The following is a 1,114-nucleotide window of genomic DNA, read 5'->3' on the forward strand; positions in this document are numbered from 1 at the left end:
AGACACTATGACCCAATCCGAGGGCACTAAAAAGATAGGAGCCCCCGCTCGTGACCGCGGGTCGGGGCTGCGACAATGATGTTGAAGTGCCATAGGCGCAGCCGCGCCGCAACGAGGTTGGGAGGCTCCCATGCCAAAGTATTCTACCGCGTTCGGGATGGACGTCCACCTGAGGTCGACCACCGTCTGCGCCCTCGACGCGGACACCGGCGAGGCCGTGACGAGGAGGTTCCCCGGCAACCCCTGGGGCGAGATCGCCGGGTGGATGGACGGGTTCCCCGGGCCGTCGCTCGCGGCCTACGAGAGCGGCTACCTCGGCTTCGCCCCGCAGAGGGAGCTCGCCGGGCTCGGCGTCGAGTGCGTCGTCGCCGCGGTCTCGAAGATCCCCAGGTCGGCCGCCGACTCGGCCTCCAAGAACGACAGGAACGACGCCGCCAGGATGGCCAAGGCGATACTCGCCCACGACATCTCCCCCGTATGGGTCCCCTCCCCCGAGGTCGAAGGCATCAGGGACCTCGCCGGCGCCTACGACGGGGCGACCGCGCGCCTGGCGACCGCCAAGCAGCGGCTGCTCGCCTTCCTCGCGAAGCGAGGGTTCGCCTACGGCGGCACCACGCCCGCCGGCAACCCGAGGAAGTACTGGACCTACGACTTCCTGAGGTGGCTCGACAAGGTCAGGCCGGAGGACGATGGCGGGGTTCGGACGCTCGCCGCCCTGAGGAACGAGGTCGAGGCCGCGGCGGAGGCCCGGGCGGACCTGCTCTCCGAGTACAGGGCGGCCGTGGATGCCAGCCCGATCGCCGCGGAGGTGGCCGCCCTCCAGTCGATCAAGGGCTGCGCCTTCGCGCTGGCCGCGGCCTTCTCGGCCGAGGTCGGCGACTTCACGAGGTTCCGTTCCGGAAGGCAGGTCACGGCCTACTTCGGCCTCGCGCCGAGTCAGAGGTCGAGCGGCGACTCCGTGCGGCTCGGAGGCATCAGCGGCGCGGGCAACGCGCTCGTGAGGAAGCTGGCCGTTGAGGGCTCATGGTGCTACGCCGCGGCACGGCACCAGCCGAAGCTCATGCCGAGGGACACGGGCGTGCCCCTCGAGATAAGGATGCACGGGAGGAAGGGG

General features: G+C 70.0%; 1 protein-coding gene. It reads left to right on the forward strand.

Annotated features, from left to right (window positions below; translation table 11 throughout):
• Positions 1-130 precede the first annotated feature (130 nt).
• A partial coding sequence (locus DWY03_RS03495) for an IS110 family transposase (RefSeq protein ID WP_199410948.1) occupies positions 131-1,114 on the forward strand: 984 nt, incomplete at its 3' end.

This window comes from Collinsella sp. AF23-2 (assembly GCF_003459245.1).
Taxonomy (GTDB): Bacteria; Actinomycetota; Coriobacteriia; order Coriobacteriales; family Coriobacteriaceae; genus Collinsella.